Origin of the sequence: Frischella sp. Ac48, assembly GCF_019641635.1 — a bacterium.
Lineage (GTDB): Bacteria > Pseudomonadota > Gammaproteobacteria > Enterobacterales > Orbaceae > Frischella > Frischella japonica.
The window spans coordinates 131,209-137,208 of record NZ_JAETXP010000002.1 but is presented as its reverse complement, the minus strand read 5'-3'; the positions used below and the strand labels follow the sequence as shown (position 1 = coordinate 137,208).

At 32.1% G+C, this 6,000-nt stretch carries 3 protein-coding genes; all 3 read right to left on the bottom strand.

Features of this window, described 5'->3' with window-relative positions:
- Window positions 1-172: 172 nt before the first annotated feature.
- Entirely contained in the window at window positions 173-1,096 is a 924-nt protein-coding gene (locus JMI89_RS02430) for an AEC family transporter (RefSeq protein ID WP_187755870.1), read from the bottom strand.
- 154 nt (window positions 1,097-1,250) lie between these two features.
- Window positions 1,251-3,923 (bottom strand): bifunctional uridylyltransferase/uridylyl-removing protein GlnD, encoded by a 2,673-nt coding sequence (glnD, locus tag JMI89_RS02425; RefSeq protein ID WP_187755869.1) that lies wholly within the window; start codon window positions 3,921-3,923, stop codon window positions 1,251-1,253.
- 815 nt (window positions 3,924-4,738) lie between these two features.
- Window positions 4,739-5,869 (bottom strand): class Ia ribonucleoside-diphosphate reductase subunit beta, encoded by a 1,131-nt coding sequence (nrdB, locus tag JMI89_RS02420; protein ID WP_187755868.1) that lies wholly within the window; start codon window positions 5,867-5,869, stop codon window positions 4,739-4,741.
- Between the last annotated feature and the right edge of the window lie 131 nt (window positions 5,870-6,000).

The following is a 6,000-nucleotide window of genomic DNA, read 5'->3' as shown; positions in this document are numbered from 1 at the left end:
CACAGCCTTTTATGTTTACTACATACCCGTTTTTACCTTTAGCTGATAACTTATCATTAATAAACTGTTACTTAACTAAACGGTATAATCTGATTAGAAAAAACTTTCATTACAGTAGCGCAAACTTGCTAGATTAGCATGCTAATCATTAGCAGTTCCTGCGCATTTCAGTTTAAAATGGAACAGGTGTGCCGACTAACCAAAGTACGATTGGTAAGGTAATTAAACTTAATAGGGTACTGATAAACGTTGAACTTGAAACGAGCTCGGGTTTAGTATTAAATTGTACCGACATCAGTGTTGTATTAGCTGCACTAGGCATCGCAGAAAGAATAATCAAAATCTGTTTCGACATATGATCAATCGGTAAAAAATAAACTAATGCTACTGAAATCAATGGTGAAATTATCATTCTAATTGTTAATGCAATGCTAATCTTAGCATACTCTATTTGTTTAATAGTTAAAGTAGCTAATTGCATTCCTAATATAATCATGATTACCACAATAGATGCATCGCCAATCATAGCTATTGAATTTAGTACGGCGGTTGATAATGGAATTTGACAAACCTGAAATATAATGCCAAGTAATGCTCCATAAGCAATAGGCATGCGAATCACTTTTTTCAATACTGCCTTTTGGCTTACCATATCAGGATAATTACTACCTTTTGCGGCATAGTAAATACCAACAGTACTCATAACAAACTGTTGTAATACCATGATAATCACAGCTAGATCAAAACCAATTTCCCCAAAAAAAGTCAAAATAACGGGGGTTCCATAATTGCCATTATTCATAAAACATGAACTTAGTACCATCGCACAAGATTCTTTGGCTCGCCATTTCATCAATAAACCACATAAGTAAACGATACCAACTAAAATAAAACACAGTGAAAAAAGATAAACAGTATAAAATAGATAATTAACCGTCAAAGTATGTGTGTAAAATGTTTTGAAAGCCAAAAAAGGAGACAACACATAAAGTGACATTTTCGATAGGTTAGCAATATCAAATTTAAGCGTTTTTTGAGCGATGAAACCGACAATAAAAATACAAAAAATTGGAAACAAAATTAGGAAGAATTGCATAATAATTTTTTAACTTTTGCGCATATTACCAATATTATATACCGCATATCGGTTTATATGTAGTATTTTGCCCATCACTTAATAGTTAGTTTTCATCTATTGATAATAAATAGCAAAGTTCGTAATAACATCTGTTAATATGAGGGTATCGTGCTTAAGATTCATTATCCATTTCATCAATCACATCCAAAATAGCCTGTCGTAGTAGCTGGCAGCTTTGTTCATTAAGTGCTTGATTATTTTTATTGGTTAAGACAAATAAATCTTCTATATGTTCGCCAATGGTGACGATTTTTGCACTACGCAGTGATAAGTCTAAATTAGAAAAAATCTCACCTAAATAGGCGAGTAAACCAGGCCTATCTTTCGTAATTAATTCAACGTATGTTTTACGATCATTAAGGCTAGATAAGAAATTAATTTCTGTTGGTACCGTAAAATGGCGCAATTTTGATAATGGCCGCTTAATTTTGGCACGTTTATAATCAGTTTGCCGTAAGGCTTTTTCTAAACTTGTTTTAATCTCTTCATGACGATCATGGCTAATTAGTTGACCATTTGGGTCAAGTACAATAAATGTGTCTAAAGCATACTCTTTTTTATTGGTGGTGATTAATGCGTCATGGATATTCAAGTTACGTTTATTTAATTCATTACTTACTGTAGCAAATAGATATGGTCTATCCGGTGAGTAAATGAAAACTTCGGTACCACCATGAAACGGTTTTTCATTAATGACCACCAATGGTTCTGTTAGATTATGATAAAGTAAATGTTTAACATGCCAAACAATTTGTTCTGTTGTATAACGCCAAAAATAATCAAATTGATAATTTTGCCAAAATACTTTAATCGTAGTTTCATCATAACCATCTAGCTTAAGTAATGTTAAGGCAGATTGTTTATGTTCTCTGGCAATACTACGATGCTCTGGAATTTGGTGAATGCCTAAATTAAACAAGCGATCAGTTTGGCAGTAAAGTTCGCGCATTAAACTTTGTTTCCAACTATTCCATAAGGTTTCATTAGTTGCACAGACATCAGCAACAGTCAGGCAGAGTAAATATTGTAAATAGGTTTTATTCTTAACTTGCTGAGCAAATTCACGAATGACAGCTGGATCTTGCAAATCGCGGCTTTGGGCAGTAATCGACATTAATAAATGATAGCGAACTAACCAAACGATTAATTTGCTATCTTTTTCGTTGACATTGTGTAATTGGCAAAATTGTTCCACCAAATCTGCGCCTAATTCGGAGTGATCACCAGAGCGACCTTTGGCGATATCGTGAAATAGGGCTGTAATCACTAATAATTCAGGTTTAGCTAATTTGGCATAGACTTGCGAACTATTAGGATGTTTTTTTTGCCCATCTGGAGTGGTAAAGTCGGCTAATTCCAGTAACAGACGGATGGTATGTTCATCTACGGTATATTGATGAAATAAATCAAATTGCATCATGCCGACTATGCGTTTCCAACCTGGAATATAAATCGCTAAAATACCATATCGATGCATAGGTAATAAGGCTTTCTTTATTACATCTGGATGTTTGATTATTTGCATAAATTGTTGGCGTGCTTGCGGATACTCACACAATAAACCATTCATTTTGCGACGCGCTGAACGCAATTGCCGAATTGTATTAGAATAGATACCAATGATTTGTCGATTTAAAAGCATGGTATGAAATAGCTTTAAAATCATTACTGGGTTATCAATAAACAAATTATTATCTTTAACATCAATTAATTTATCACGTATTTGAAAATATTGATCAATATCATAGGGCCTGTTTTCTGGTTTAAGTGTGAGTATTGATTCTTCAAACAGTTGCAATAACATTTGATTTAATTCAGTTATATTATGTACGACACGGTAATAATCGCGCATCATTTTTTCAACCGGTTGATTTCCTTCCCCTTGATATCCCAGTAATCTGGCGATACTCAACTGCCGATCAAATAGCAATCGATTGTCATAACGATTAATTACGATATGGAGGGCAAAACGTATACGCCACAAAAATCGTTGGCAATTATTGATTTCTTCGATTTCTTCTGGCGTAAGGTAGTTAAAATGATTTTGTTCCTGTAAAAAATTGCTACCAAAATGTCTTAATGCAATCCATTGTATTATTTGAATATCACGTAAACCACCAGGACTATTTTTTATATCAGGTTCAAGGTTATAACTGGTACTGTGATATTGTCGGTGACGCTGCAATTGTTCATTAATTTTGGCTTGATAAAATTCTCGCGATGGCCAGATGGTGTTGTTAAGTATCTGATGTAGTAATTCATTAAAGAGTTTATTATTACCAACAATCAATCTAGCTTCGAGTAGATTGGTCATAATCGTTATATCGTTTTTAGCTTCTTGTAAACATACTTTTAAGGTTCGCACGCTATGACCGACATCTAAGTGTAAATCCCACAATAAGCGAACGAGTTGACCTATTTTATCTTCAATTGATTTTGTCAATGGTTTATCACTAAGGATAAGAATATCTACATCAGATAATGGATGAAGCTCACCACGTCCATAACCGCCAACAGCAATGAGTGATATTCGATTAATTTGAAATAACGAAGAAATTTGTTCAGGTAATTGGAAATATTGCCATAAGCGGATAAGTAATTGATCAATAAATTTGGAACGCATATAAATCAGTGTATCGATATCGGTTTTTGCTTCAAATTCTGTCACAGACCATTGATAAAATTTATCTAATAACGATTTAAGATTATTTATCGATAACTGCTCATTATCAATATCGAGCGGAGAAAATGGTAAATTGAGCGTTGAGTAGATTTCAGTTTTCATTAAGCATTTATCATCGACCGTCAATTATTATTTAATATCGTTACCCTAAAATATTAAGTTGTCAATGATAACATTATTTTAAATGATCAACCAATAATTGCCCTAGCATCAAAGTATTACTAATACACATTGAAAAAAATCTAAAAAAAGTGATTACACTACTAATAGCATGACTCAGTAAATAAAAAAAGGGGGCTAGTACATAAGCCCCAAATAACTATTAACAGAAAGGAAATATAGCTTCAAAATCTTCAGAAAAAATATTTACACATCTTTTCATTCAATTTCTAAGCAGGTTTAAGAATAACACTATAATTTGATTTACGCAATACTTTTTGTAAATAAAAATTAATAAATATTTACTTTTAATATTTTGATTTATTTATGCTTTTGATTAAATGAAATTTATTCACTTTTTAAAGTTAACATTTTAAATATTTTTATTTACATTAAAATTACATTTTATTTACAAATAGGCGGAAAGTGAAAAAAAATAAGTTAATCGGTTTGTAAGTTTTCAACTTAATCAAGTATTTTGTGTTATCTTTTATTAAAGATATCGTGGTTAATATTAAGGCAACAAAAAGACTTATGGTGATTGAAGTTTAACAAGCTAGGTTATCGCTTTAATTGTTCACTGATAAAGTAAAATCTTTCATCAATTCATATAAAAATTCTATTACGCAAATATAGCTCAGTCGACCACATGTGATCGACTGATATGTTTTTGTAACGCTAATATATCATTGAGTTATTTTTAACAAAGAACGAAAAAAGTACAATAAAATTAGGTTATTTAATCAATAGGTGAGGATTTATAATGTGAAATCACTTAAATCATCTTCATTAATTTCTGAATCAATTTGCCCAACTAAGTAAGAACTAATTTCAGCTTCTTGAGGTGCAACTTGTACATTATCAGATACTAACCAGTTATTGATCCAAGGAATTGGATTGGATTTTGTTTCAAAAGGTAATTTAAGTCCTACGGCTTGCATACGAATATTGGTGATATATTCAATATATTGACATAAAATTTCTTTATTTAATCCAATCATTGAACCACCGGAAAAAAGATATCCTGCCCACTCTTTTTCCTGATTCGCAGCTTTTAAAAATAATTCGTAGCACTCTCCTTCACATTCTTGAGCGATTTCAGCCATTTCTGGGTCATCTTCACCACTGCGTAAGGTATTAATCATAAATTGAGTACCTGTTAAATGTAATGCTTCATCGCGAGCAATTAGTTTAATAATTTTAGCATTACCTTCCATTAGCTCGCGTTCAGCAAAAGCGAATGAACAAGCAAAGCTGACATAAAAACGAATTGCCTCTAATGCGTTCACACTCATTAAGCATAAATAGAGTTTTTTCTTAAGCTCACGCATGTCAATATTTATTGTTTTACCATTCACTTCATGTTTACCAGCCCCTAATAAACTGTAATAACTGGAATATTCAATTAAATCATCATAGTATTGAGCAATGTCAGTTGCGCGTTTTTTTATTTCTTCATTGGTAACAATATCATCAAATACAATTGAGGGATTATTCACAATGTTACGAATGATATGAGTATAGGAACGAGAATGGATCGTTTCGGAAAATGACCATGTTTCCACCCAAGTTTCTAATTCTGGAATAGAAATGAGTGGTAATAAGGCAATATTAGGGCTACGACCCTGAATAGAATCTAATAACGTCTGATATTTTAAGTTACTAATAAAAATATGTTTTTCATGTTCAGGTAAAGCAGCGTAGTCAATCCGATCTTGGGAAACATCTACTTCTTCTGGGCGCCAGAAAAAGGATAATTGTTTTTCAATCAGTTTTTCAAACATTTCATATTTTTGTTGATCATAACGTGCAACGTTAACGGGTTGACCAAGAAACATTGGTTCTTTGAGCTGATCATTGTGTGTTTGGCAGAAAATGGTATAACTCATAGTAAGATTCCTCAATGATTAAATAGCTAATTATGGTTAAATATTAAGCTGATTTAACCATAAAAACATAGTGGTAGATAATTAACTACCACATTATATATACCAAAACGATAGGGATAATGATTTCCTAC

What these genes read in the sequence shown, in the direction of transcription:
- JMI89_RS02430 (WP_187755870.1), bottom strand. Translation starts at nt 1,096, where the DNA reads ATGCAATTCTTCCTAATTTTGTTTCCAATTTTTTGTATTTTTATTGTC.
- glnD (WP_187755869.1), bottom strand. Translation starts at nt 3,923, where the DNA reads ATGAAAACTGAAATCTACTCAACGCTCAATTTACCATTTTCTCCGCTC.
- nrdB (WP_187755868.1), bottom strand. Translation starts at nt 5,869, where the DNA reads ATGAGTTATACCATTTTCTGCCAAACACACAATGATCAGCTCAAAGAA.